This is a genomic window from Sciscionella sediminilitoris, from assembly GCF_000737195.2.
In the GTDB taxonomy this organism is placed as follows: Bacteria; Actinomycetota; Actinomycetes; order Mycobacteriales; family Pseudonocardiaceae; genus Sciscionella; species Sciscionella sediminilitoris.
This window is the reverse complement of record NZ_JALM01000016.1, coordinates 20,924-45,551: the sequence shown is the minus strand read 5'-3', so window position 1 is coordinate 45,551 and position 24,628 is coordinate 20,924. Positions and strand designations below refer to the sequence as shown.

Below are 24,628 nucleotides of genomic sequence, written 5' to 3'. Positions count from 1 at the left end.
GTGCACCGGCCCCGTTCGTTGCCGGGTACCCCGAAGGTCATCGGCAGCCTCCTGTCCATGCCATGGCGGTCGGTCGCTGTTGCGCACCCGTCCGCACGAGGACGAACGGACCCGCAACTGTGTTCTGCTATCCGATATCGGCCGCGAGCGCTCCGAACTTGAACATGAACCCGCAAGCCAGCACCATTCTTTCCATCAACCGCGCCAGGGGGCGTTCACCATAACAGCCTCGTAAACTTCGCTACAGCACCATATGCGATGCAGAATTGCCTTTCGGGACAGCACCGCAAGGTGGTCGGTATTTCACCCATTCGCGTGACCTATTCCGGTGAATACCGTGTCCCTGCGGTTACCGTCCGCCAGCTCAACCCCCGGATGCTGTCACCCTCACGGCGAAGCACCGCCAGTACGGCTTACGAGCTGCACTGAACCGTGTGAATGCGGCCCATCATCCGATCAGGTGTACCCAAACACACGCTGCGAGCGCATTGCCCCCTATTGAGTGACACGCCATGCCCTCAAGTCAGAATTTTCCCACTGAGGCATCGAGTTCGCCAGAGAATTAGCATGGGCATCCATTGCGCCACAAAAGGATCTTCGACGCCGCGATCACGGCGGTAAAACGAATTGGTGTTACGAGAATTTCAGGGCTGTCTCCGGATCAATATACCCGCAATAATACGGACTCCTCCGAATCTTTTTTCAGCCTTCGGCAACTCCTTTCCTCGGCGGCTGGATCCGGTTTTCCCAACTCACCGGCGTGGCACAATTGTTCAATCGAGTTGACCCGGCGCCGCCTCGGCGCGCCCACCATCGGGTTCGGCAATACGAAAAAGCTCCGCCGTTTCGGCCCGACTACGCGCCGGGGAAACGGTGTTGCCGACTATCCATGGTTGGCAACATGCAGAGCGCACAGTTCGGAGTCCCACGAACCGGCCGGAGTTCTGTCAACCGTCAATACTACGCACGGTAGATGTCGGCCTTATCGAAAAGCCGGATAGGACGCCAGTGTCAATTCGCCCTCGAAGCGGGCGGCGAGCCCATCGACCACTGCCGATGCGTAGTCGTACAGCCAGTAGCGCTCGAGACGCTCCGCGTCCTCGGCCAGCCGTTGCCACCGTGCGTACAGGGCAGCCGCCCGCTTCGGCGAGGGCAGATGCTCGTCGATCCGGGCGTTGCGCTCCGCGCCGCGCGGCAGGAACCACCACGTGGACAGCTGTACCCAGAACAGCTGAGCGTCGAGCAGCTGCGGCTCCAGCACCTCGTCGTCGGCGAACTCCGGCCACATCCCGGTCACCTCGGCCCGCCAGGCCGCGAGCATTGCCTCACTCATCCCGCGCGGCAGGTCGAAGGCGCACCAGCAGGAGGGGAAGGGGACGCGCAGGTAGGCCGCGTCGAGCAGCACTTCCCGCACCCGGCCGCCCTCGAAGTCCAGAAACCGGGCGCCCTTGCTGGTGATCATGTTGTTGTCCGGGCACAGATCGTCCGGGCTGAACGCGCGATGCTTGGATCCCTCGAGCAGCCAGGCCACCTGTTCGGGCACGGTGGTGCCTGCCTGCGGCAGATCGATGCCCAGTGCCTCGGTGAAGACCTCCGGCAGCTCGCGGACGGCCCGCTGCCACTGCCGGGCGAGCGGATCCGGCCCGCAGTCGGTTCCGATCCGGCGCACCAGGGCGTCGAAGTCCGCCTCGCGGCCCGCCGTGGTGGCGTGCAACCTGCCGAGCGAGCGGGCGAGGGTGAGCAGGGAACGCTCGGCAGCCGTCGCGTCCCTGCCGAGCAGTTTGTCCGCCAGCGTCGGCGCGTGCCCGAGATCCTCGAGCACCAGCACCCGCTCCCCCGCGTCGTGTGCGAACAGTTCCGGGCACATCCGCTCGTCCTCGGAGAGCGCGGTGAACAGCTGGTAGCTCACCGCCTCCCTGGCGAAGGATTCCGCTGCCGTCGCGCCCGCGCTCGGACCGTAGTGCTTCACCACCAACGTCTTGGGCAGGGTGAACGGTGTCTCCGCGACCTTAGCCCGCAGTACGGTGGACCGTTCACTGCCGCCGAGGTCCTCGGGTTCGGCAAGACGCACGGCGGCACCGAACCGCCCGGAAAGCACATTCTGCGCCGCGGTGACGGCGAGCTCGAGGGCTCGCTCGCCGGAACGGACGGTGTTCCCGCCCGTGCTCGCAACATCGGCTCGCGCGCCCATTCAGCCCCTGACCTGGCAAATCCGTTGCCCGGCAACGGTTTCCCTCTTTGCACCCATGAATTCAGCCGTACTCGAGCCTACTCGCGCCGCACAAGTGACCGCCATACTCTTAACCCTTGCTCAGCGGTCTCGTCATGGCCGCGCGCCGTCGTTTCCGCAGCAAGAGCACCGCGGTCGCGGCCACCACGATGCCGAGGAGATTGACCGCGAGCTGGCCGAGCGAGCCGCCGAACCGGCCCCATTGCCCGGTCACCGCCGCGATCACGGCATAGCCGACGGCCGGAATCGTGGTCACCGAGATGAACACGCCGACAAGCGCCGCCGACTTGGCCGAGGTCATCGAGAGCATCCCGGCCGCGCCCGCGAGCAGTGCCACGATCAGCGAGAACGGGCCGACCCGGTAGATGAAATCGACCTGGGCGGCGTGCATGACCTTCTCGATGGTGAACAGGCCGAACCGTTCACCGAGCCAGGCACAGACACCGGTCACCGCCATCGCGAACGCGAAACCCGCGACGAGGGCGAGCAGCGCCCTGCGCACGAGATCCCAGCGTTTGCCGACGAGGCCGACCGCGATCGCGGCCAGCGGGCCGAACTCCGGCCCCACGACCATGGCGCCGACGATGGTCACCGGTGAATCGGTCACGACACCGACCGCGGCCAGCATGCAGGCGAGCGTCACGAACGCCACGTAGGTCGCGGTGAGCCTGGACTCCTCGCCGGTCCGGGAGATCAGTTCCTCCCAGACCACCGCGTCCGCACCCTCCCCCGGTGCGCGCTCCTCGGCCGCGTCGGCGGCATCGGACATCGCGGTGTCGATGTTCTCCAGGGTGATGCCGCCGCTGTGGTCGACACCGAGATCGCAGAGCAGCGCCAGGACGTCGTCGGCCGATTCCCGGGCCACGTCGGCCTCGATGAGATCACCGGCGGGCCGCAGCACCGCATCGGGAAGCCGGACGAGGTGTGCTACACCGGCGTGACCGTCGAGCAACCGGACGACCTCGTCGGAGTGTTCTCGCGGGCAGACCACCCGCAGGTGCAGCACGAGCGCTCAGCCCTGATTCGATCCGGTGCCTTCGGCACCTTCCTTGCGTGGTTTGGCGTCCACCCCGGCCTCCTTGCGCTGCGCGGCCGTGATCGGAGCCGGTGCCCCGGTGAGCGGGTCGTAGCCGCCGCCGGACTTCGGGAAGGCGATCACCTCACGCAGTGAGGACTCACCAGCGAGCAGCATCGCGAGCCGGTCCCAGCCGAACGCGACGCCACCGTGCGGCGGAGCACCGAAGGACAGCGCGTCGAGCAGGAAGCCGAACTTCTCCCTGCTGTCCTCGGCCGAGACGCCGAGAATGTCGAACACCCGCTGCTGCACGTCCTGGCGGTGGATACGGATCGAGCCGCCGCCGAGTTCGTTGCCGTTGCAGACCAGGTCGTACGCGGACGCCAGCGCGCTACCCGGATCGGTGTCGAAGCTGTCCACATAATCCGGAGCGGGCGCGGTGAACGGGTGGTGCTTCGCGGTCCACTGGCCACTGCCCACGGCGACATCCCCGGCCGCGTTGGCCTCTTCGATCGACTCGAACATCGGGAAGTCCACCACCCAGGCCAGCGACCAGGCGTCCTCATCGATCAGGCCGCAGCGCTTGCCGATCTCCAGCCGCGCCGCGCCGAGCAGGCCACGAGCCGCGTCCGGGTCACCGGCCGCGAAGAACACGCAGTCACCCGGATTCGCCCCGGCGGCCTTCGCCAGCCCGTCCCGTTCGGAGTCGGAGAGGTTCTTCGCGACCGGTCCGCCGAGGCTGCCGTCCTCGCCCACGAGCACATAGGCCAGGCCCTTGTGCCCACGCTGCTTGGCCCAGTCCTGCCAGGCATCGAGCTGCCTGCGCGGCTGGTCGGCGCCACCGGGCATGACCACGCACCCGACGTAGGGCGCCTGGAACACCCGGAACGGGGTCTCGGCGAAGTATTCGGTGAGCTCGGTGAGCTCGGTGCCGAACCGCAGATCCGGCTTGTCCGAGCCGTACCGGTTCATCGCGTCCGCGTAGGTGATCCTGGGCAGCGGGCTCGGCAGGGTCACCCCGAGCAGCTCCTGCCACAGCGCGGAGACCACCTTCTCGGACAGTTCGATCACGTCCTCGGCGTCCACGAAGCTCATCTCGATGTCGAGCTGGGTGAACTCCGGCTGCCGGTCCGCACGGAAGTCCTCGTCCCGGTAGCAGCGCGCGATCTGGTAGTACCGCTCCATTCCCGCGACCATCAGGAGCTGTTTGAACAGCTGCGGAGACTGCGGGAGCGCGTACCAGGAACCCGGCCGCAGTCGCGCCGGAATCAGGAAATCGCGCGCGCCTTCCGGGGTGGATCGGGTCATGGTCGGGGTCTCGACCTCGATGAACCCGTTGTCGTGCAACACCTGCCTGGCGATCCGATTCGTCTCGCTGCGCAGCCGCATCGCCCGGGAGGGGCGCTCACGGCGCAGGTCGAGGTAGCGGTACCGCAGCCGCGCCTCCTCGCCCACGTCCACATGCTCGTCGAGGGGGAACGGGAGCACGGCCGATTCGCTCAGCACCTCGAGTTCGTCCGCGGTGACCTCGATCGCTCCGGTGGGGATCTCCGGATTCTCGTTGCCTTCCGGGCGCACCGCGATCTCGCCGCGCACCCGCACGCAGAACTCGGCACGCAACCGGTGCGCGCGCTCGGCCATCTCACCCTCGCGGAAAACCACCTGGGCCACGCCGCTCGCATCGCGCAGATCGATGAAGATGACACCGCCGTGATCGCGCCTGCGGGCCACCCAGCCGCTCAGGGTGACGGACTGCCCTGCCTGTTCGGCGCGGAGCGTCCCTGCCTCATGGGTGCGCATCACGGTGCTGCTCTCCTGTTCGTTTGCTCTTGCGACGCCGACGACCGGCCACGACGACCCCCGACGATGGAACCTGGTCAGGTTAACCAACCCACCCCTTCGCTGCTCAACCAGGTTTACGCGGACGGGTCCTCACAACAGCCGCAGTTGTTCGCGTTCCGGCCGCAGGGCCGCTCCGCCGTCCGGGAGCTCACCCTTCTCCGGCCATCGGGGCGCGCTCTCCCGGTCGAATCCGTGCTTCGCCAGCAGCGGGCGTACCCGGTCCCGCAGCTGCTGCCGGTACCGGGCGGTGACATAACTGCCCGCGCGGTACAGCTCACGGTACGGCTCGACCAGCCCTGGGTGATGTTCGGCGAGCCAGCGGGCGAACCATTCCCGCGAACCCGGCCGCAGGTGCAGCGGGAACACCGTCGCGCTCGTGGCTCCCGCCTCGGCGACCGCGCCGAGTATCGCGTCGAGCCGCTCCGTGGAGTCGGTGAGCAGGGGAAGCACCGGAGCCACGAGCACACCACAGGACAGCCCGGCGTCCCGGATGTTGCGCACGAGCCGAAGCCGGGCTGCCGGGCTCGGGGTACCGGGCTCCAGGTGCCGCTGGGTTTCCCGGTCGAGGAGGGCGATCGAGACCGAAAGCCCGACCTCCACCGTGCCCGCCGCCTCGGCCAGCAACGGGAGATCCCTGGTCAGGACCGTTCCCTTGGTCAGGATCGACAACGGCGTGCCGCTCTCGGCCAGGGCGGAGATGATCCCCGGCATGAGCCGATACCGTCCCTCGGCCCGCTGATAGGGATCCGTATTGGTGCCCATCGCGACGTGTTCCCGCCGCCAGCGGCCGGTGCGCAGGCCCGAACGCAGCTGACCGCGCAGCACTTCCACGGCGTTCACCTTGACCACCACTTGAGTGTCGAAGTCGGCCCCCGAATCGAATTCGAGGTACTCGTGCGTGCGGCGGGCGAAGCAGTAGGTGCAGCCATGACTGCAGCCCCGGTACGGGTTCACGGTCCACCGGAACGGGAGCATGCCCTGCCCTCGGACGCTGTTCAGCACCGTGCGCGCGTGCACCTCGTGAAAGGTGATGCCGTCGAACTCCGGGATCCGCACGGTCCGCCGAAAACCGGGCATACCGTGCAGGGTCGGCTGCTCGACTGCTGCCGCTTGACTGGACCACCTCATGACTCTAGAGTCGAACACATGTTCGAAGACTTTGCAAGAACTGCGACTTTGGGTAAGCCCGCGGATCACCCGGCGGAAGTACGCGGTCCCCGATCGCCGAGAGGGGGTTCTACCCGCGCGCGAGCGCCGTAAGGTGGGCCCCGATCGGGGGCGAGCAGAAGGAGCCCGTACCGATGGCGACCGCATCGACGAACCGGACGGCACCCGGAACCGCGACGAACGCGAGCACGAACGGAAGCTCGTCTCCGGGACGGCGCTCGCCTTCAGCGCAATCCTGGTCTCCGCCCCGGCTGAGTACCCTGCTGAACCCGTTCGCCATGGCCCGCGCGACCTGGTCGACGGCGACCACGGTGCTCGGTGCGGCCCGCGCACTGCCCAGGATCGCCGGCTCACTCGAGCGGATCGGCTCCACCGAGACACACCTGCGTGAGCTGACGAGACTGCGCGCGACCCTGGACCGGTTGGAAAAGCTCGGCCTGTTCCTCGCCGAGGAGCTGCCCGAGATCGGCCATCAGCTGGAAGCGGTGCACCGGCGGCTCGAGGCATCCGGCTCGGAGCGGGAGGCGACCGAACGTCTCGAGCACACCGAGCGGCAGCTGCGGGACGCGATCGGCTCGATGCGGGCGCTCACCGAGTCCCTGCGCACCACAGCGGACCAGCCGACGCGCCGAGTGGCCGGTGAGCAGCACGCGGTGAGCCGGCCGAATTCGCGCTGATCGGGTCCCCCGCACGAACCTCAGCCGAGCTCGGCCACGAAGCGCACCAGGACCTTGGTGTCGATACGCCGGGGACGCACGCCGCCACCGGACATCATGGCCAGCTGATGCAACGGCCGTTCGGATGCACCCGCGCCCCGTGCCTCCGCGCGCAGCTGCGCGACCAGCAGCTGTGAGTACACCAGACCGGAGCTGTGCTCGGCGTTCGCGAACACATCCGCGAGACGGCGAAGGGCGAGGATGCCGAGTTCGGCGCCGGCGGGCCCCGAATAGGCGGCCAGCGCGACGTTGATCGCCTTGTTCCCCGGCGGGCCCGCCACGGTGATACCGACGGTGCGTTTCCCGCGCAGATCGGCGACCAGGATCTCCATCCGGCCGACCCGCATCAGATCGACCCCGCGGACCCGGAAACCACGCTGGCGGATGGTGGTGCCCTCCAGCCAGATGCGCTTGCGGCGTTCCGCGAGGCCCATGAGGATCAGGGGAACACCGACCACGACGGCCACGATCAGGCCGGTGAGCCGCCCGAAGGCCAGGCCGAGCACCCCGCCGAGCGCCGCGGCGAACACGACACCGCCGATGACCACGTACAGGCCGGTGCGCTTGGCGACCGCCTCGCTCGCGAGATCCAGGGGAACCCGCTCGGACCGCTCCCCCGGCTGTTCAGCCGTCATTCAGGACTCGCAGAACCTCCTCGACGGCGGCGTCGAGGCTCACGGTGGACTGGTCACCCGTCTCGAGGTTCTTGAGCGCCGCGGTCCCCGATTCGAGATCGCGGTCCCCGAGCACGAGCGCGAGCCGGGCGCCCGAGCGGTCCGCTGCCTTCATCGCGCCTTTGAGACCGCGGTCGCCGTACGCGAGGTCGACGCGCCTGCCCGAAGCGCGCAGCCGACCCGCGATCGCCGCCAGGCGGCGTTTGGCGGCCGCACCGATCGGTACGCAGTACACCTCGCAGCGCGCGGCCTCGCCGATCGGGATCCCCTCCACCTCGGCGGCGAGCAGGGTGCGGTCCACGCCGAGGCCGAAGCCGATGCCGCCGAGCTCCTGACCACCGAGCTCGGCCATCAGCCCGTCGTACCGTCCGCCGCCACCGATGCCGGACTGCGCGCCGAGCCCATCGTGCACGAACTCGAAGGTCGTCTTGGTGTAGTAGTCGAGCCCACGGACCATCCGCGGATTCTCGGTGTACTTCACGCCGAGGTCCTCGAGGGTTGCCTTCAGACTCGCGTAGTGCTGCGCACAGCGCTCGCAGAGGTGATTGACCATCAGCGGGGCGTCCTCGACCAGCGCGCGCACTTCGGCACGCTTGTCGTCGAGCACCCGCAGCGGGTTGATCTCCGCGCGGTGCCGGGTCTGCTCGTCGAGCGGCAGCGCCGAAAGGAACTCCTGCAGCTTGGCCCGGTAGGCAGGACGGCAGTCCTGGTCGCCGAGCGAGGTGAGCTCCACCCGGTAGCCGGTGAGCCCGAGCGAGCGGAATCCCTGGTCGGCCACCGCGATGACCTCGGCGTCGAGAGCCGGGTCATCGACCCCGATGGCCTCGATGCCGACCTGCTGCAGCTGCCGGTACCGCCCGGCCTGTGGGCGCTCGTAACGGAAGAACGGGCCCGTGTAATACAGCTTCACCGGCAGTTGACCGCGGTCGAGCCCGTGTTCGATCACCGACCGGATGACCCCGGCCGTGCCCTCGGGGCGCAGCGTGACCGAACGGCCGCCGCGATCGTCGAAGGTGTACATCTCCTTGGTCACGACATCGGTGGATTCGCCGACGCCGCGGGCGAACAGCGCGGTGTCCTCGAAGATCGGCAGCTCGATGTAGCCGTATCCGGCGCGGCGGGCGGAGTCGGTCAGTGCGTCCCGGACCGCGAGAAACCCGGCCGAGGACGGCGGGAAGTACTCGGGAATCCCTTTCGGCGCGTTGAAGGTGCTCATGGGGTGTGTGATGTCCTGTCTTGTTCGACGCGTCAATGGTGCGGTGTGGCTTCGGCGTGTTCCGGGGCCCGCTCGGCGCGGCGGACTCACAGTCCGCTTGCGGGGACGGTGGCCTCCTCCAGCTGCCGCAGGAACGGGTTCGCGGCGCGTTCCTGGCCGATCGTCGTGGAGGAGCCGTGGCCTGGGAGGACGACCGTCTCGTCGGGCAGCGGCAGGATCCGGTCCCGCAGCGTCGCGGTCATCCGCTCGCTGGAACCGCCGGGGAGATCGGTGCGCCCGATCGAACCCGCGAACAGGGTGTCCCCGGACAGGAGTACCTGGCCACCGTCCTCGGTGCTGGTGCGGAACACGACCGAGCCCTCGGTATGGCCGGGGGTATGGACGACGGTGAACCGCAGATCGGCGAGGTCCAGCTCCGCGCCGTCCTCGAGGGCATGCACCTCGTCCGGCTCATGCAGCTCGAACCGGCCGCCGAACATGGCCACGGTGTCCGCGGAAAGGCCCTGCAGCGGGTCGGTGAGCAGCATCCGGTCCGCGGGATGGATCCACGCGGGGACTTCGTACTCCGCGCACACCGGGGCCAGGGAGTACACATGGTCGAAGTGCCCGTGGGTGCACAGCACAGCGGCAGGCGAGAGGCGGTACTTCCGCACCGCCTCCGTGATCGGCTCGACCGCGTCCTGACCGGGGTCGACGATCACGCACGGCTGTCCCTCGCCGCCGGCGAGCAGGTAGCAGTTCGCCTGCAGCGCACCGGCCGGGAACCCAACGACGAGCACTTACTGTACCTCCGGATATCGACAGACATCGCGCGGCGACCATGCCGGACGCGCGATGAGCAGTGTCCCCAGGGTATCCCGACGAGGGGTACGCGGGATTCACACGGCCTGCCCATACACTGCACCCCCAGACGTGATCACTCATCGACCTTCGAGGGAGTTCTCCAGGTGCCGACCAATGAGCAGCGCCGTGCCTCCGCGAAGCGCAAGCTGGCGCACAGGAACGAGCGCGCCGCGATCCGCGCCAAGCGTCGCAAGCGGCTGTTGATCTTCTCCGCGCTCGGGCTCGTCGTCGTGGTGCTTGTCGTGGTCGGCATCGTGTGGTGGAACAACCACCAGGCCAAGGTACGGGCGGAGCGCGAGGCCGACATCCGGGCACACACCTGCGCCTACAAGGCCAATGAGGCCGAGAAGAAGCAGCTGCCCAAGAACAAGCAGGTCGGGTTGCCTCCGAACCCGTACGGCACCCCGAAGAAGGGCACCGTCCAGGTCGACTTCCAGACCACCGCGGGACCGATCCCGGTCACGATGGACCGCGCCAAGGCCCCGTGCACGGTGCAGAGCATCCAGCACTTGCTGGACAAGGGCTTCTACGACAACACGAAGTGCCACCGGGAGATGGTCGCCGAGCAGAAGCCGCTGTCCGCGGGCATCCTGCAGTGCGGTGATCCACTCGGTACCGGCGCCGGTGGTCCCGGCTACACCAGTCCGGACGAGCTGCCCAAGGACCTCAAGAACCCGCCGCCCGAGGTGGTGAAGCTCGCCCAGGCACAGGGGCAGCAGATGCGCGTCTACCCGCGCGGCACGATCGCCATGGCCAACAGCGGCAAGAACACCAACGGAAGCCAGTTCTTCCTGGTGTTCAAGGACACCTACCTGCCGCCGAACTACAACGTGTTCGGCACGATCGGTGAGGAGGGGCTGCGCACCATCGATGCGGTCGCCAAGGCCGGCATCAAGCCCTCGACCGATCCGCAGACCGGTCAGCCGACGCCCGGGGACGGTGCGCCGAAGAAGCCGGTGACGATCACCAAGGCCACCGCGGCGAAGTCCTGAGCGCGCACCGGGTTCGGGTGGCACACACCCGGACCCGGTCCCGGCGGTGCCGTCTCAGTTCGAGGTCACCCGGTAGACGTCGTAGACGCCCTCGATGCCGCGCACCGCGCGCAGCACGTGCCCGAGGTGTTTCGGGTCGCCCATCTCGAACGAGAACCTGCTCACCGCGACCCGGTCCTTCGAGGTGGTCACCGAGGCGGACAGGATGTTGACCTTCTCGTCCGCGAGCACCTTCGTCACATCGGAGAGCAATCGGGACCGGTCCAGCGCCTCCACCTGGATGGCCACCAGGAACACCGAGGACTCCGATGGTGCCCAGTCGACGTCCACCAGCCGCTCCGGGGTGGAGCGCAGGTCATCGGCGTTGGTGCAGTCGGTGCGGTGCACACTCACCCCGCCGCCCCTGGTGACGAAGCCGAGGATCTCGTCCCCGGGCACCGGGGTGCAGCACCGGGCGAGTTTGACCCAGACGTCGGTGGCGCCCTTCACGATCACCCCGGCATCCCCGGAACCACGCCGTTCGGTGACGGTGGACGGGGTCAGCCGTTCGGCGAGCTCGTCCTCGGCGTGCTCCACCCCGCCGAGCAGGGCGACCAGCCGCTGCACCACGTGCTGAGCGGAGACCTGCCCCTCACCGATCGCCGCGTAGAGCGCGGAGATGTCCTGCAGGTGCAGCTCGCGGGCGACCGCGCCCATGGAGTCGCCAGAAACGAGGCGCTGCAAGGGAAAACCGACCCTGCGGACTTCCTTGCCGATCGCCTCCTTGCCGGTGTCGATCGCCTCTTCGCGGCGCTCCTTGGCGAACCACTGCTTGATCTTCGTCTTCGCCCGCGGGGAGGCCACGAAGGACAGCCAGTCGCGGGACGGTCCCGAATCCACGGCCTTGGAGGTGAAGATCTCCACCACGTCGCCGTTGTCCATCTTGCGTTCGAGTGCGGTGAGCCTGCCATTGACCCGCGCCCCGATGCACCGGTGCCCCACCTCGGTGTGCACCGCGTAGGCGAAGTCGACCGGTGTGGAACCCGAGGGCAAGGTGATCACATCCCCCTTGGGGGTGAACACGAAGATCTCTCTGGCGGCGAGGTCATAGCGCAGCGACTCGAGGAAGTCACCGGGATCCGCGGCCTCACGCTGCCAGTCCAGCAGCTTGCGCATCCAGGCCATCTGGTCGACCTCGACGTTGCTGCCGTTGTGCGCGCCCTTGGTTTCCTTGTACCGCCAGTGCGCCGCGATCCCGTACTCGGCGGTCTGGTGCATCTCCTCGGTTCGGATCTGTACCTCGAGCGGTTTGCCGTCCGGTCCGATCACCGTGGTGTGCAGCGACTGGTAAACACCGAACCGCGGCTGGGCGATGTAGTCCTTGAATCGCCCGGGCATCGGCTGCCACAACGCGTGCACCACACCCATGACCGCGTAGCAGTCGCGCACATCGTCGACCAGGATGCGCACCGCGACCAGATCGTGGATGTCGTCGAACTCGCGGCCGCGCACGATCATCTTTTGGTGGATCGAGTAGTAGTGCTTCGGCCTGCCTTCGACCTTCGCCTGCACGCGGGATTCCTTGAGCCGCGCGGAAAGTTCGTCAATCACCCCGCGCAGATAGGTGTCCCTCGACGGCGCCCGGTCGGCGACGAGCCGCACGATCTCGTCGTACTTCTTCGGCTGCAGGATCGCGAAGGCGAGGTCCTCGAGCTCCCATTTGACCGTGGCCATGCCCAGCCGGTGAGCCAGTGGGGCGAGCACCTCCAGGGTTTCCCGCGCCTTGGTCTTCTGTTTCTCCGGCGGCAGGAACCGCATGGTGCGCATGTTGTGCAGCCGGTCGGCCAGCTTGATCACCAGCACCCGAGGATCGCGGGCCATGGCGATCACCATCTTGCGGATCGTCTCCGCCTCCGCGGCGCTGCCCAGCTTGACCTTGTCGAGTTTGGTCACCCCGTCCACGAGGTGCGCCACCTCGTCGCCGAAATCCTTGCCGAGCTGGTCGAGGGCGTACCCGGTGTCCTCCACGGTGTCGTGCAGCAGCGCCGCGACCAGGGTCGTGGTGTCCATACCGAGTTCGGCGAGGATCGTGGCCACCGCGAGCGGATGGGTGATGTAGGGGTCGCCGGACTTGCGGCGCTGCTCGCGGTGCAGCCGTTCGGCCACGTCGTAGGCGCGCTGGAGCAGCGCCAGGTCCGCGTTCGGGTGCAGCTCACGGTGCACCGTGACCAGAGGCTCGAGCACCTGCTTGACCGGGGCGGCGCGCTGTGCGGTGATCCGCCGCGCCAAGCGCGCCCGGACACGGCGCGTCGCCGAAGCACCGCGCTGCGTGCCGTTCGTCGCCGTCGTCGTGCCCGTGGTCTCGCTGGTGCCGGGACCGGCTGTGGTGTCCTCGGGCGTGTCGACGGCTGGTTTGGCCTCTTGGCTCAACCGCACTCCCCTAATTCAGGTTCGACCGTAGTCGGGAAGCCACCAGGATAACTCGCGCGGCCAAGCAGCGTTGTCAGGACGTGCGCAGGGCGTGCACCTTCCGGTCCGTCAGCCCCGTCCGGCCGTCGAGCTCGGCCAGTTCGAGCACCACACTCACCGAGACGACCGTGGCACCGACGGACTCGATGAGCCGGCCGGCGGCGGCGAGCGTGCCCCCGGTGGCCAGCACGTCGTCCACGAGCGCGATCCGTGCCCCTGGCCGCACCGTGTCCGCGGGCAGTTCGAGTCGGGCGGAACCGTACTCGAGCTGGTAGGACACCTCGGCGGCGACCTTGGGGAGCTTTCCCGGTTTGCGCAGGGCGAGCATGCCGAGCCCGCGCGCCTGCGCGATCGAGGCGGCGAACACGAAACCGCGCGCCTCGATCCCGGCAACCAGCTCGACCTCGTCCGGGATCTCCGCCGCGAGCGCCTCGGTCACCCCGGCGAACCCGTCCGGATCGGCGAGCAGCGGGGTGACATCGCGGTAGCGCACCCCCGGCTCGGGGAAGTCGGGCACCTCACTGATCAGGTCGAGGGCCCGCTCCAGGCGCATCGTCATGAACGCCGTTTCCCGCTCGGCCGGTTACTCTTGCCGGTCGGCCGCGGCTGCTGCTGCCCCTTGCCCTGTGATGTCTTGCTCTGGCCCTTGCCCTGCGGCGGCTTACCGCCCTTCTGCTGACCGGCGCGGTGGGCGGCCCCGCTCTTGCCCGGTCGCGCGGGCACGCTCGAGGCCGCGGCCATGGCCTGCTCGTTGCGCAGTTCGGCGGCGAGTGCCTCGTCGTCACCGGTGTCGACATCCTCGGTGGCCGCGACTCGCCCGGCCAGCTTGCGCCTGCGCTCGAACACCCGCGCCTGCTGCCGGCGGTACGGCTGCTCGCGCATCTTGAAGTCCACGAGCAGTGGTGTCGCCAGGCAGATCGAGGACAGCGCACCGGAGATCATGCCGACCATCTGCACGAGAGCCAGGTCGGTGAGGGTGCCGGTACCGAGCAGGGCGACACCCACGATGAGCAGGCCGAGCACCGGGAGCAGCGCGATCAGCGAGGTGTTGATCGAGCGCATCAACGTCTGGTTGACCGCGAGGTTCGCCGCCTCCGGATAGGTGCGCCTGGTCAGCCCGAGCAGGCCGCGGGTGTTCTCCCGGACCTTGTCGAACACCACCACCGTGTCGTAGAGCGAGAACCCGAGGATGGTGAGCAGACCGATCACGGTCGCCGGGGTGACCTCGAAACCGACGAGCGAGTACACGCCGGCGGTGACGATGATGTCGTTGAACAGCGCCATGATCGCCGCGACCGCCATCCAGCGTTCGAAGTAGAACGCGAGGAACACCGCGACCAGCACCAGGAACACGGCGAGCGCGATCAACGCCTGCTGGGAGATGTCCCCGCCCCAGGACGCGCTCACCGCGGAATCGGTGATCGATTCCTGGCTCGCCTGTCCGTCGGCACCGATCGGCTTGAGATCGTTGAACAGCTCGCTCTTGACCTTGGCCGTCTGCGCGGCATTCAGGTCGGTGGTGCGGATCTGAATGCTCGCCGAGGAACCGGTACCCACGGACTGCACCGCCTCGGGTGTGTGGCCGAGGGACTTGGTGAAAGCGTCACCGGCCTGTTCCACCGAGATCGTGCCATTGGCCCCGTGCGCGGGCAGTTCGAGCTTGGTCCCGCCCTCGAAATCGATGCCGAAGTTGAACCCACGTACGACCATCGAGATGACCGCGATCACCAGCAGCGCCGCGAATACGATGTACCAGCGCTTGCGCTTGCCGACGATGTCCAGCGCGCCGGTCCCGGTGTGCAACCGGTGGAAGAAGCCGCCCTCTTCCCGGTTGTCCCCTGTCGAGCTCGTCGAGGTCGTGGTCACTTCGCACCCCCGGCGCTGGTCCCGGAAGCGGCCTGCTTACGCGCGGTCGCACCCATCTTCTGCACGGCACCGAGCCCGGAGAAGCTCGGCTTGGTAAGCGTCTTCGACTTCGAAGCCAAGGCGACGAGCGGATGCGTCACCAGGAACACGACGACCAGGTCGAGCACCGTGGACAGGCCGAGCGTGAACGCGAAGCCCTTCACATCCCCGACGGCGAGTATGTAGAGCACCGCGGCGGCGAGGAAGCTCACCGCGTCCGCGGACAGGATCGTGCGCCGCGCACGCACCCAGGCGCGCGGCACCGCGGACCGGACGGTTCTGCCCTCCCGTACCTCGTCCTTTAATCGTTCGAAGAACACGACGAAGGAATCGGCGGTGATACCGATCGAGATGATGACCCCAGCCACCCCGGCGAGGTCGAGGCTGTACCCCATCCACCGGCCGAGCAGCACGAGCACCGCGTACACCAGCCCGATCGAGAGTCCCAGCGACAGGATCGTGAGCACCCCGAGCAGCCGGTAGTAGATCAGGCAGTAGATGAACACGACCGCCAGCCCGATACCGCCCGCGATCAGCCCCGCCTCCAGCGAGGAGAGGCCGAGGGTCGCGGAGATCGTCTCCGCGTTCGACGAGTGGAAGGACAGCGGAAGCGAACCGTACTTGAGGATTTCGGCCAGGTGCTTGGCCTCCTCCTGGTTGAAGTTCCCCGTAATCGAGGTGCTGCTGGACGTGGCCGCCCGGATGACCGGATCGGATTGCACGGTGCTGTCCAGCACGACCGCGACCTGCTTGCCGACGTTCTTCGATGTGAAGTCGCCCCACTTCTTGGCGCCCTCGGATTTGAACGTCAGGTTCACCGAATAGCCGCCGCTGCTCTGGTCCATGCCGGAGCTGGTACTCGCGACCTGCTGGCCGTCCAGGAAAGTCGGCCCGAGCACGTACTTCTGCGTATGTTCCTTGTTGCAGGTGACCAGCGGCTTGTCCGCATCATCATTGCCGACGAGCGGATCCGGCTTCGAGCAGTCCAGCGCCTTGATCGCCGCCTGTTGCACCTTCGGATCAGTGCTCTGCCGGGTGGCCTTTGCCTCCGCGATTTCCTTGGCCACCTTCGGGTCCACCGCTCCCGACCCGTTGGGGGCCGCGCGCGAGGCCGCGTCGGTTGCCGGGGCCGGACGCCCCTGCGGTTTCGGCGAGTTCGAGGCGTTGCCCGGTGGCTTCTGCTGATCGCCCTGTTGCTGTTTCCCCGGCGGTGGCGGGGTGAACGGGACCGGCTGGCCGACGACCGGACGGAAGTTCAGCTTCGCGGTCTGGCCGAGGCTCTTGACATCGTCGCCGCCCTGCCCGGGGGCGGTGATCACGATGTTGTTGCCGTCCAGCACCACCTCGGTACCGGCGATACCCATGCCGTTGACCCGTTGCTCGATGAGTTCGCGGGCCTGGTTGAGCTGGTCACGCTGTGGGCTCTTGCCGTCCGGGCTGCGCGCGGTGAGCGTGACGGTCGTTCCGCCCTGCAGGTCGATGCCGAGTTTCGGCTCCGGTTTCCCGTTACCGGTGAAGAACACCAAGCCGTACAGGATCACCACGATGGCCAGGAACGTCCACAGGTAACGTGCCGGGCGAATTCGCGCAGCCGGGGGTGCCACGGTCCGTCGATCTCCTCAATTGCCGCTGAACGGTCCTCATCGCGCTCCGCAGCCCGTACACGCGAAAACCACCAGAGGCGACTGCGCGCCTGCCGGTGGTCTGCACGCCGGAGCGGAGACAGCGGGCGGTAATAGGTTGGCCACACCGTACTCGCACCGGTGTTCGGTCGGTGTTCCGGGCCGGAGTTACGCCAGCCTCAGCGAGTCTTGTGCTCGAGCGGCTCCGCGACGCTGGCGCCACTGGTGGCCTCGACCTCGGCGGGCTCGGTGTTCTCGCTGCTCTCGGCCGGGGTCTCCGCGGTGGTCGCGGTGTCCGCCTCGGTCTCCGGCTGCACCTTCTCGCGGACCGCCTGGCGCAGCCAGGTCGTGACCATGCCGGGGGCGATCTCGATGTCGATCGTGGTGTCGTCGGTCCTGCTCACCGTGCCGTACAGGCCGGAGGTGGTCATGACGCGGTCACCGGGGCCGATCGAGCTCTGCAGATCCCGCTGCTGCTGCTGCATCCGCTTCTGCTTGCGGAAGCTGAAGAACATCGGAATCGCGAGGACCAGGATGAGGAGCGGGAGGATCAGGGTCTGGGACATTGCTCTCCATTCGGGTGGCTTCGGCGCCACGTCGTCGTGCTGGGCACTCGCCCGTCTGAGCGGTGCTCAAGTTCTTAGATTGTCCGATTCCGCGCTACCCAGTGTGCCACGCCGCGACAACCTGCCGAGGTAGACGCCCTCGACAACCGAGTGTAGCGCAGCCCGTCACCCGAAAAGGGTAGCTTGCCCGTCACCCACCGCATCCGGTGGCGCGGTCAGTCCGAGGTGCGCCCATGCCGCGGCGGTGGCCACCCGCCCACGCGGAGTGCGAGCGAGCATACCCGCCCGTACAAGGTACGGTTCGCAGACCTCCTCCACGGTGCTCGATTCCTCGCCGACCGAGACCGCGAGCGTGGACACGCCGACCGGTCCGCCGTTGAAGCTGCGCACCAGGGCGCTGAGCACCGCGCGGTCCAGGCGGTCCAGGCCCAGTTCGTCCACGTCGTAGACCTCGAGCGCGGCGCGGGCCGTCTCCAGGGTCACCGCTCCGTCCGCGCGCACCTGGGCGTAGTCGCGGACCCGGCGCAGCAGCCGGTTCGCGATCCGTGGGGTACCCCGGGACCGCCGCGCGATCTCGGTGCCGCCGTCCGCGTGCAGCTCGATGCCGAGGATCCCCGCGGAACGGCGCACCACCAGTTCCAGTTCGGCCGGGCGATAGAACTCCATGTGCCCGGTGAACCCGAAACGGTCGCGCAGCGGGGAGGTCAGCGCCCCGGACCGGGTGGTCGCCCCGACCAGGGTGAACGGCGCCACGTCGAGGGGAATGCTGGTGGCACCGGGCCCCTTCCCGACGACCACGTCCACCCGGAAGTCCTCCATGGCCAGGTACAGCATCTCCTCGGCCGGGCGCGCGATCCGGTGGATCTCGTCGATGAACAGCACATCGCCCTCGGCGAGATTGGACAGCATGGCCGCGAGATCGCCGGGCCGCTCGAGCGCCGGACCGGAGGTGACCCGCAGCGAGGTGCCCAGTTCGGCGGCGATGATCATCGCGAGGCTGGTCTTGCCGAGCCCGGGCGGGCCGGAGAGCAGCACGTGGTCCGGGGATTCGCCACGCTGCTTGGCACCGTGCAGCACCAGCTCGAGCTGTTCGGAGACCTTCTCCTGGCCGATGAACTCGCGCAGCGTCTTGGGCCGCAGCGTCGATTCCACATCGAGGTCGGCCACCATCGCCTCGGGGGCGACTTCCCGTTCCTGCTCGTCGTCACTGTCCATCGCGGGCGCTCCTCGTTACTTGCGCCCGAGCATAGTAAGCGCGCCGCGCAGCACGGCGGAGTTCTCGTGCGGCTGTTCGTTCTGGGCGAGCACCTTGTCCACCGCGGACTCGGCCTGTTTGACCGCGAACCCGAGCCCGGTGAGCGCTTCGACGACCGAGGCGCGGACCCCGCCACTGGCCGGCTGAGCCGCCGAGTTCGCCCCGCGCACCGCACCGACCTTGTCGCGCAGTTCGAGCACGAGCCGTTCGGCGCCCTTGCGCCCGATCCCGGGCACCGTGGTCAGGGTGCGCACATCCTCCTCGGCGATCGCCGTGGTGAGCGCGTCCGGTTCGAGCACGGCCAGCATCGCGAGCGCGATCCGCGGGCCGATCCCGGAGACCGTCTGCAGCAGGGTGAACAGGTCCCGCGCCTCGGTGTCGGTGAACCCGTAGAGGGTCATGGAGTCCTCGCGCACCACGAGCGAGGTCGCCAGCGTCGCCTCGGTTCCGGTGCGCAGGACGGCCAGGGTCGCCGGGGTCGCCAGGATCGCGTAGCCGACCCCGCCCACGTCGAGCACGCAGGAGTCGAGTCCGATACCGACCACCGTGCCGCGCAGCTGACTGATCATCGCCGTGCCTCCCGTTGCGCCTTGGCCAGCTTCGCCCGGTGCGCCTTGGCGAGTTCCGCCGAGCGCCGCCTGGCCTCGGACATCCGGTTGTTCATCGGACCGCGCCACACGTGACAGATCGCGAGCCCGAGCGCGTCCGCCGCGTCCGCCGGGCTCGGGCGCTGGTCGAGCCCGAGCAGCCGGGTCACCATCGCGGTGACCTGCTTCTTGTCCGCCTGTCCCGAGCCGGTGACCGCGGCCTTCATCTCCGAGGGGGTGTGGAACGCGACGGTGATACCGCGCCGTGCCGCGGCCAGCGCCACCACCCCGCCGGCCTGCGCGGTGCCCATCGCGGTGCGCACGTTGTGCTGGCTGAACACCCGCTCGATCGCGACCACTTCCGGGCGGTATTCCTCGAGCCAGCGCTCGGCGGCCTCGGCCACCAGCAGCAGCCGGGTGGCGAGCTCCGCATCGGCGGGTGTGCGCACCACGCCGACATCCACACAGCGCACGGTGCGCCCACCGGTCCCGTCGACCACGCCGAGCCCGCACCTGGTCAGGCCCGGGTCAACGCCAAGTACCCGCACGGGCACACCTCCCTACGAACATCAGTTCGAACCCTACCGTGCGGAATGCCCGCTCCGGCGAGCGACACACAGCTATCGTGGCCGGATGCACGACTACATCAGTGAGCTCGGCCTGTCCCCGCTGCCGGTCGAGGGCGGTCTCTGGGCGCAGAGCCACCGGGACGCGGACAGTTCGGGGATCTACTACCTGTTGCAGGCACCCGCCTTCTCCGCGCTGCACCGCCTCGACCGTGCCGAGGTGTTCCTCTTCCACGGGGGCGCACCGGCCAGGATGCTGTTGCTGCATCCGGACGGTTCGGTGACCCGCCCGGTGCTGGGTGTCGGAGCGGGCGAACGTCCACAGGTGTTCGTTCCCGCGAACACCTGGCAGGCCACCGAAACACTCGGCGACTACTCGCTGCTCGGCACCGTCGTGGTCCCGCCCTACACCGAGGACTGCGTGCGATTCGCCGATCCGGAACTGGCGGACCGGTATCCCTCGGCCGCCGCGGACATCCGGCGGCTGGCCCGGACTCGGTGAACTGCCAAGGGTTTCCGGATCACGGACCGTCGTGGCCCGGCCGCCAGCTTTCCGGCTTACCGCTCTCGGTGAGCACCGGCTGCCAGGCCGCGAACCCAGCCGGGGCGTCCAGGCTCCACGGCCAGTAGCCCTCCGAGGTCGGCACGATGATCTGCAGCGCCGGGAAATCCCCGTTGCTGTACAACAGGAACGCGCTGCCGAGGTATTCGGGATACCAGCTCGGGGCGACCCGCTCCACGGTCAGTGCAACGCCCTCGAAGAAATCCCCGTAGAGCCCGCCGGGCACGAACCGCTCCCCCGCCGCCGCGCGGTGCACGTAGCGGTGGATCAGTTCCGCGGCCATTTCCGGATCCAGACCGACGACAACGGCCTCCGGCACACCGTAACGACGCCACGCTCCGGCGGAGAACGTGTAGCCGGAACCGGTGTCGTCCTCGTCGACCTGAATGAGAGCGCAGCCGTGTTCTTCGGCCTGCGCCAGCATCCAGCGGCGGAGTGCGGTGTCTTCCTCGGAGAGCGGCAGCGTTGTCACGGCGCACATTCTGCCAAGGACCCCCGGCCGGAGTCATGCACCCCACGCCGAATTTTCTTGCGATCAGCCGACTTCGGCAAGAACCTCGTCGGCCACGTCGAAGTTTCCGTACACGTTCTGTACATCGTCCGAGTCCTCGAGCGCGTCGACGAGCTTGAAGACCTTACGGGCGTTGTCCGCGTCCAGATCCACGGTCATGGACGGCAGGAAGTTCGCCTCCGCGGAGTCGTACTCGTAGCCCGCATCCCGCAGTGCGGTGCGCACCGCGACCAGATCGCCGGCTTCCGAGATGATCTCGAACTGCTCACCGAGATCGCTGATCTCCTCCGCACCCGCGTCCAGCACGGCCCCGAGCACGTCGTCCTCGCTCAGTTCACCCTTGGTCACCAGCACGACGCCCTTGCGCTCGAACAGGTACTGCACCGAGCCCGGGTCGGCCATGGTTCCGCCGTTGCGGGTCATCGCGGTGCGCACCTCACCGGCCGCGCGGTTGCGGTTGTCGGTCAGGCACTCGATGAGCAGTGCGACCCCACCGGGCGCGTAGCCCTCGTACATGATGGTCTGGTATTCGGCACCGCCAGCTTCCTCGCCGGCACCGCGCTTGCGCGCCCGCTCGATGTTGTCCTTGGGCACCGAGTTCTTGGTCGCCTTGAGGATGGCGTCGTAGAGGGTCGGGTTCCCGTCCGGATCCCCACCGCCGGAACGCGCGGCGACCTCGATGTTCTTCACCAGTTTCGCGAACAGCTTGCCGCGCTTGGCGTCGATGCCCGCCTTCTTGTGTTTCGTCGTGGCCCATTTGGAGTGGCCGCTCATCGTATTTCCTCCTCCTCAGTGCTCGCGTACGAGCTCGACGAACCGGTTGTGCACCCGCGCGTCTCCGGTCAGCTCCGGGTGGAACGCGGTGACGAGCACCGAACCCTGGCGAGCGGCGACGATCCTACCGGCGGCCGGTCCGTGCTCCGCGCCCTCGGGGATGGTGGCGAGCACTTCCACGTGCTCGGCGCGCGATTCCACCCAGGGGGCGCGGATGAACACGGCGTGGACCGGGTCCGCGATCCCGGAGAACGCGAGCTCGGTCTCGAACGAGTCCACCTGCCTGCCGAAGGCATTGCGGCGGACCACGATGTCCAGCGCGCCGAGTGGCTGCTGGTCCTCGCGCCCGTCCAGGATCTCCTTCGCGAGCAGGATCATGCCCGCGCAGGAACCGTAGGCGGGCATTCCCTCGGCGAGCCGGGCCCGCAGCGGTTCCCCGAGCTCGAACTGCTCGAGCAAGCGGTTCATGGCCGTGGACTCGCCGCCGGGGAGTACGAGCCCGTCCACCGCGGCCAGCTCTTCCGGACGCCGTACGGGGCAGGCGCGCACCCCGCAGGACTCGAGGGCGAGGACGTGTTCACGCACGTCGCCCTGCAACGCGAGTACGCCGATGTTCGGTGTCATGCGGTCATGATAGTTGTGCCTGTTCGGACTCTTCCGCCCTCGCCGCCGCGTGGCTGCGCTTGCGTACGCAGAGCCAGCCGATGATCAGGACCACGGCGGCTCCCGGCACGGCGATGAAGAACGCGATGCGTTGCGCGGTCTCGTCGGTGAACCCCATCAGGACCACGACCAGCGCCAGGAAGATCAGGGTGCCGTAGTTGGTCCAGGGCGCCCCGGGCATCCGGAAACTGGGCCGTTCCAGTTCCCCGCGCCGGGTCCGGGCGTTGAACCGGGCGTTCGAGTACAGGAACGCCGCCCAGGTCGCGATCACGCCGACCCCGGCCACCGAGGTCGCCAGGTCAAAGGCTTCCTTCGGGACGAAGAAGTTCAGCACGATCCCGGCCAGGTAGACGATCGCGGTGAGCGCGATACCGCCCACCGGGACCTGCCGGGAGCTCATCCGTCCGGCGAACCGGGGTGCCTCCCCGCGCTGGGCGAGGCTGCGCAGGATCCGGCCGGTGGAGTACAGGCCCGAGTTGCACGAGGACAGCGCCGCGGTGATCACCACGACGTTCATCAGGTCCCCGGCCGCCGGGATCCCGACCTTGGAGAACACCATCACGAACGGTGAGGCGTCCCCGTTGTACATCGTGTGCGGCAGCGCCATGCCCAGCAGCAGAATCGAACCGATGTAGAACACCGCGATCCGCCAGGCCACCGCGTTGACCGCCTTCGGAAGCACCTTCTGCGGGTTGGCCGTCTCCCCCGCGGTGATCCCGACCATCTCGATCGCCGAGTACGCGAAGATCACCGCCTGCAGCGAGATCAGCACGACGCCGAAACCGTTCGGGAAGAACCCGCCGCCCGCCACCAGGTTGTGCGGGCCCGCGGTCACCCCGCCGCCCATGTTCGAGCCGTCGATCGCGATGAAGATCCCCACCGCGAGGAACGCGCAGATCGCGACCACCTTGAGCACGGAGAACCAGAACTCCAGCTCCCCGAACACCTTCACCGAGATCAGGTTGATCAGCAGCAGCACACCCAGCGCCAGCAGCGCGGTGATCCACTGCGGCATCCCCGGTGCCCACTTCTGCACATAGGTACCGACCGCGGTGATCTCGGCGACCCCGGTGGTCGCCCAGTTCATCCAGTACATCCAGCCCGAGGCGAACCCCGCCCACGGGCCGATGAATTCCCGCGAGTACGTCACGAAGCTGCCCGAGCTCGGCCGGTACAGGGCCAGTTCGCCCAGGGCGCGCATCACGAAGAACCCGGCCAGCCCGCACAGGGCGTACGCCAGCACCAGCGCCGGGCCGATCGAGTGCATCCGGCCGCCCGAACCGAGGAACAGTCCCACCCCGATCGAGCCGCCGATCGCGATCATCTGCACGTGGCGTCTGCTCAGCCCAGTGCCGTAGCCCTCGCGCCCGACCGTGTGCTCGACGTCCTTGTTCACTCCCACCACGACGGGAGAAGCTATCCCAGGCGGCGGGACGGTCCGCGCGCACCCCACTACTTTCAGGCGACACCGAGGGCACGCAGCCCGGCGGCAGTGCCCGCCGCGGCCAGCACGACCACCACCAATGGTGCCCGGCGCAGCGCGAGCAGCACGCCCACCGCGACCCCGGCAGGCCGGGCCCAACCCGCGAACTGCTCCCCGGCGAACACCGCGGTCGTCGCGGCCAGGGCGGCGAGCAGGATCGTGGCCGAGACGGTCAGCACCCGTTTCGTGCGTGCCGAGAACTCCACCCGACCGGCAAGGAGCGGACCGGTGAGCCGGATGGCGTAGGTGCCAAGCGCCAGGATCAGGATCGCGATCAGGGGCATGCCGCACGCTCCGAGCGCCGCACCGCCAGCACCACCAGTCCGAGCAGCGCCACCAGCACCGGAACCCCGGCGGGCAGCACCGTGGTCGTGGTCAGGGCGAGCGCGCAGCCCAGCAGCACCGCGGCCAGTGTGTTCCGGTCCTTCAGCGCGGGCAGGACGAGCGCGAACAGTACCGCGGGGAACGCCGCGTCGACCCCGAAGGCCCGCACATCCCCGACCGCCCGGCCCACCAGCGCACCGATGACCACTCCGAGGGTCCACGCGAAGAACATCCCCACGCCGACCGTCCAGTAGCTGGCCCGCGCCTTGTTCCGGTCCTCCTTGGCGAGGGCGAACGCCACCGATTCGTCGACCATCAGGTGGGTGCCGACCAGCCTGGCCGCGAGGCGTTTGCCGATCAGGTCCGAGACCGCCAGACCGAACGGCAGGTGCCGCAGGTTCACCAGCAGCCCGGCCGCCACCGCCATCGCCGGGCTCGCCCCCGCCCCGACCAGGCCGACGAGCAGCAGCTGCGAACCACCGGCGAACACCAGCAGGGTCATCACCACGGGGACCCAGACCGGCAGACCGTAGCCGACCGCGATGGCACCGAAGGAAATCCCGTCGAGCACCGCGGCGGCCAGCAGCAGGCTGATGTCCCGTACCGTCTTGGCATCGAGGTTCGCCCGCAGTGTTCTGTAGAACGAACGCATGTTCGTTATGATGAA

At 68.3% G+C, this 24,628-nt stretch carries 24 protein-coding genes; 3 read left to right on the top strand and 21 right to left on the bottom strand.

Annotated elements, in window-relative coordinates:
* Positions 1-982 precede the first annotated feature (982 nt).
* The 4 genes from AD72_RS07660 to AD72_RS07645 all read right to left on the bottom strand — a co-directional run bounded on the left by AD72_RS07660 (position 983) and on the right by AD72_RS07645 (position 6,164).
* Positions 983-2,191 (bottom strand): hypothetical protein, encoded by a 1,209-nt coding sequence (locus tag AD72_RS07660; protein ID WP_031465714.1) that lies wholly within the window; start codon positions 2,189-2,191, stop codon positions 983-985.
* Between the two features lie 109 nt (positions 2,192-2,300).
* Positions 2,301-3,236, bottom strand: a complete 936-nt coding sequence (locus tag AD72_RS07655; RefSeq protein WP_031465713.1) for a DUF389 domain-containing protein — start codon at positions 3,234-3,236, stop codon at positions 2,301-2,303.
* A 6-nt stretch (positions 3,237-3,242) separates the two neighbouring features.
* Entirely contained in the window at positions 3,243-5,048 is a 1,806-nt protein-coding gene (gene aspS / locus AD72_RS07650; protein ID WP_031465712.1) for an aspartate--tRNA ligase, read from the bottom strand.
* Between the two features lie 129 nt (positions 5,049-5,177).
* On the bottom strand, positions 5,178-6,164 hold the full coding sequence (locus AD72_RS07645; RefSeq protein ID WP_231644752.1) for an Rv2578c family radical SAM protein: 987 nt from the start codon (positions 6,162-6,164) through the stop codon (positions 5,178-5,180).
* A gap of 224 nt (positions 6,165-6,388) precedes the next feature.
* Here AD72_RS07645 and AD72_RS07635 point away from each other — a divergent pair, with 224 nt between their 5' ends.
* On the top strand, positions 6,389-6,931 hold the full coding sequence (locus AD72_RS07635; RefSeq protein WP_156365079.1) for a hypothetical protein: 543 nt from the start codon (positions 6,389-6,391) through the stop codon (positions 6,929-6,931).
* A 20-nt stretch (positions 6,932-6,951) separates the two neighbouring features.
* On the opposite strand, the gene AD72_RS07630 is transcribed toward AD72_RS07635, so the two are convergent.
* The 3 genes from AD72_RS07630 to AD72_RS07620 form a co-directional block, all read right to left on the bottom strand.
* The gene (locus AD72_RS07630) at positions 6,952-7,605 is read right to left on the bottom strand and encodes a hypothetical protein (protein WP_031465708.1); all 654 of its coding nucleotides are present in this window, start codon (positions 7,603-7,605) and stop codon (positions 6,952-6,954) included.
* Positions 7,595-8,860, bottom strand: a complete 1,266-nt coding sequence (gene hisS, locus AD72_RS07625; RefSeq protein WP_031465707.1) for a histidine--tRNA ligase — start codon at positions 8,858-8,860, stop codon at positions 7,595-7,597. The genes AD72_RS07630 and hisS overlap by 11 nt, the downstream gene beginning before the upstream one ends.
* Positions 8,861-8,946: 86 nt before the next feature.
* Positions 8,947-9,639: an MBL fold metallo-hydrolase gene (locus AD72_RS07620; protein ID WP_031465706.1), complete on the bottom strand. Its 693-nt coding sequence runs from the start codon at positions 9,637-9,639 to the stop codon at positions 8,947-8,949.
* 168 nt (positions 9,640-9,807) lie between these two features.
* Here AD72_RS07620 and AD72_RS07615 point away from each other — a divergent pair, with 168 nt between their 5' ends.
* Positions 9,808-10,695, top strand: a complete 888-nt coding sequence (locus tag AD72_RS07615; RefSeq protein ID WP_031465705.1) for a peptidylprolyl isomerase — start codon at positions 9,808-9,810, stop codon at positions 10,693-10,695.
* Between the two features lie 54 nt (positions 10,696-10,749).
* On the opposite strand, the gene AD72_RS07610 is transcribed toward AD72_RS07615, so the two are convergent.
* From AD72_RS07610 to ruvC, 8 genes are all read right to left on the bottom strand, one after another.
* Entirely contained in the window at positions 10,750-13,110 is a 2,361-nt protein-coding gene (locus AD72_RS07610) for a RelA/SpoT family protein (RefSeq protein ID WP_037345128.1), read from the bottom strand.
* Between the two features lie 67 nt (positions 13,111-13,177).
* Positions 13,178-13,696, bottom strand: coding sequence for an adenine phosphoribosyltransferase (locus AD72_RS07605; RefSeq protein ID WP_031465703.1), 519 nt, complete (start codon positions 13,694-13,696; stop codon positions 13,178-13,180).
* A 2-nt stretch (positions 13,697-13,698) separates the two neighbouring features.
* Complete coding sequence (secF, locus tag AD72_RS07600; protein ID WP_037345126.1) at positions 13,699-15,009, bottom strand: protein translocase subunit SecF; 1,311 nt, start codon at positions 15,007-15,009, stop codon at positions 13,699-13,701.
* The gene (secD, locus tag AD72_RS07595; protein ID WP_031465701.1) at positions 15,006-16,652 is read right to left on the bottom strand and encodes a protein translocase subunit SecD; all 1,647 of its coding nucleotides are present in this window, start codon (positions 16,650-16,652) and stop codon (positions 15,006-15,008) included. Before secD ends, secF begins: the two co-directional genes overlap by 4 nt.
* 197 nt (positions 16,653-16,849) lie before the next feature.
* Positions 16,850-17,236 (bottom strand): preprotein translocase subunit YajC, encoded by a 387-nt coding sequence (yajC, locus tag AD72_RS07590; RefSeq protein ID WP_031465700.1) that lies wholly within the window; start codon positions 17,234-17,236, stop codon positions 16,850-16,852.
* A 165-nt stretch (positions 17,237-17,401) separates the two neighbouring features.
* The gene (gene ruvB, locus AD72_RS07585) at positions 17,402-18,451 is read right to left on the bottom strand and encodes a Holliday junction branch migration DNA helicase RuvB (protein WP_031465699.1); all 1,050 of its coding nucleotides are present in this window, start codon (positions 18,449-18,451) and stop codon (positions 17,402-17,404) included.
* Positions 18,452-18,466: 15 nt separating this feature from the next.
* Positions 18,467-19,060: a Holliday junction branch migration protein RuvA gene (ruvA, locus tag AD72_RS07580; protein WP_031465698.1), complete on the bottom strand. Its 594-nt coding sequence runs from the start codon at positions 19,058-19,060 to the stop codon at positions 18,467-18,469.
* A complete protein-coding gene (gene ruvC, locus AD72_RS07575; protein ID WP_031465697.1) occupies positions 19,057-19,626 on the bottom strand; it encodes a crossover junction endodeoxyribonuclease RuvC in 570 nt (189 codons plus the stop codon). Before ruvC ends, ruvA begins: the two co-directional genes overlap by 4 nt.
* A gap of 85 nt (positions 19,627-19,711) precedes the next feature.
* Between ruvC and AD72_RS07570 the strand changes: the two genes are divergently transcribed.
* Positions 19,712-20,146 carry a cupin domain-containing protein gene (locus tag AD72_RS07570; protein ID WP_031465696.1) on the top strand — a complete coding sequence of 145 codons (435 nt, stop codon included), beginning with the start codon at positions 19,712-19,714 and terminating at the stop codon, positions 20,144-20,146.
* Between the two features lie 19 nt (positions 20,147-20,165).
* On the opposite strand, the gene AD72_RS07565 is transcribed toward AD72_RS07570, so the two are convergent.
* Genes AD72_RS07565 through AD72_RS07540 form a run of 6 tightly spaced genes read right to left on the bottom strand, consistent with a single transcriptional unit; the run spans position 20,166 to position 24,613 of the window.
* A complete protein-coding gene (locus tag AD72_RS07565; protein ID WP_031465695.1) occupies positions 20,166-20,687 on the bottom strand; it encodes a DUF4262 domain-containing protein in 522 nt (173 codons plus the stop codon).
* A gap of 54 nt (positions 20,688-20,741) precedes the next feature.
* Positions 20,742-21,491, bottom strand: a complete 750-nt coding sequence (locus AD72_RS07560; RefSeq protein WP_031465694.1) for a YebC/PmpR family DNA-binding transcriptional regulator — start codon at positions 21,489-21,491, stop codon at positions 20,742-20,744.
* A gap of 15 nt (positions 21,492-21,506) precedes the next feature.
* Positions 21,507-22,115, bottom strand: a complete 609-nt coding sequence (gene pdxT, locus AD72_RS07555; protein ID WP_031465693.1) for a pyridoxal 5'-phosphate synthase glutaminase subunit PdxT — start codon at positions 22,113-22,115, stop codon at positions 21,507-21,509.
* Positions 22,116-22,119: 4 nt separating this feature from the next.
* Entirely contained in the window at positions 22,120-23,559 is a 1,440-nt protein-coding gene (locus AD72_RS07550; RefSeq protein ID WP_082468802.1) for an amino acid permease, read from the bottom strand.
* A 53-nt stretch (positions 23,560-23,612) separates the two neighbouring features.
* Entirely contained in the window at positions 23,613-23,921 is a 309-nt protein-coding gene (locus AD72_RS07545) for an AzlD domain-containing protein (protein ID WP_031465691.1), read from the bottom strand.
* Positions 23,912-24,613: an AzlC family ABC transporter permease gene (locus AD72_RS07540; protein WP_031465690.1), complete on the bottom strand. Its 702-nt coding sequence runs from the start codon at positions 24,611-24,613 to the stop codon at positions 23,912-23,914. Before AD72_RS07540 ends, AD72_RS07545 begins: the two co-directional genes overlap by 10 nt.
* Between the last annotated feature and the right edge of the window lie 15 nt (positions 24,614-24,628).

Excerpts from the sequence above, each read along its gene's own strand:
- AD72_RS07560 (WP_031465694.1), bottom strand. The coding sequence starts at position 21,491 with ATGAGCGGCCACTCCAAATGGGCCACGACGAAACACAAGAAGGCGGGC.
- ruvB (WP_031465699.1), bottom strand. The coding sequence starts at position 18,451 with ATGGACAGTGACGACGAGCAGGAACGGGAAGTCGCCCCCGAGGCGATG.
- AD72_RS07660 (WP_031465714.1), bottom strand. The coding sequence starts at position 2,191 with ATGGGCGCGCGAGCCGATGTTGCGAGCACGGGCGGGAACACCGTCCGT.
- AD72_RS07540 (WP_031465690.1), bottom strand. The coding sequence starts at position 24,613 with ATGCGTTCGTTCTACAGAACACTGCGGGCGAACCTCGATGCCAAGACG.
- hisS (WP_031465707.1), bottom strand. The coding sequence starts at position 8,860 with ATGAGCACCTTCAACGCGCCGAAAGGGATTCCCGAGTACTTCCCGCCG.
- AD72_RS07570 (WP_031465696.1), top strand. The coding sequence starts at position 19,712 with ATGCACGACTACATCAGTGAGCTCGGCCTGTCCCCGCTGCCGGTCGAG.
- yajC (WP_031465700.1), bottom strand. The coding sequence starts at position 17,236 with ATGTCCCAGACCCTGATCCTCCCGCTCCTCATCCTGGTCCTCGCGATT.
- AD72_RS07645 (WP_231644752.1), bottom strand. The coding sequence starts at position 6,164 with ATGCCCGGTTTTCGGCGGACCGTGCGGATCCCGGAGTTCGACGGCATC.
- AD72_RS07605 (WP_031465703.1), bottom strand. The coding sequence starts at position 13,696 with ATGCGCCTGGAGCGGGCCCTCGACCTGATCAGTGAGGTGCCCGACTTC.
- AD72_RS07545 (WP_031465691.1), bottom strand. The coding sequence starts at position 23,921 with ATGCCCCTGATCGCGATCCTGATCCTGGCGCTTGGCACCTACGCCATC.
- pdxT (WP_031465693.1), bottom strand. The coding sequence starts at position 22,115 with ATGACACCGAACATCGGCGTACTCGCGTTGCAGGGCGACGTGCGTGAA.
- AD72_RS07630 (WP_031465708.1), bottom strand. The coding sequence starts at position 7,605 with ATGACGGCTGAACAGCCGGGGGAGCGGTCCGAGCGGGTTCCCCTGGAT.
- AD72_RS07565 (WP_031465695.1), bottom strand. The coding sequence starts at position 20,687 with ATGTGCGCCGTGACAACGCTGCCGCTCTCCGAGGAAGACACCGCACTC.
- ruvA (WP_031465698.1), bottom strand. The coding sequence starts at position 19,060 with ATGATCAGTCAGCTGCGCGGCACGGTGGTCGGTATCGGACTCGACTCC.
- AD72_RS07635 (WP_156365079.1), top strand. The coding sequence starts at position 6,389 with ATGGCGACCGCATCGACGAACCGGACGGCACCCGGAACCGCGACGAAC.